This is a genomic window from Thermus sp. FJN-A, from assembly GCF_054655095.1.
The window spans coordinates 1-250 of the sequence record NZ_BAAHSC010000137.1; the positions used below are offsets into that span (position 1 = coordinate 1).

General features: G+C 50.4%; 1 protein-coding gene. It reads left to right on the forward strand.

Annotation, left to right across the window (positions count from 1 at the left end):
- A partial coding sequence (locus ACYQ0J_RS00710; protein ID WP_460170284.1) for an excalibur calcium-binding domain-containing protein occupies positions 1-107 on the forward strand: 107 nt, incomplete at its 5' end.
- Positions 108-250 lie beyond the last annotated feature (143 nt).

The window sequence follows — 250 nt, forward strand, 5'->3', positions numbered from 1 at the left end:
TCCCCCACACGCGCTTCCAGGTCTTGCCCCCGGACCCGCACCGCTTTGACCGGGATAGGGATGGGGTGGGGTGCGAGAGCGAGAATTTAAGGCAAGTCAGCCTGTGAGGCGTTAAGTGTTACAAGAAGCAAAAACGAACCGAGAAAAACAATAACAAAAACATGAAACGCATATGCAATGTGATGTGGAAAATTTGAAAAAATGGAGGGGACTAGGGGAGTTACCCCAAGGAGGAAGCCGAGAGTATAAG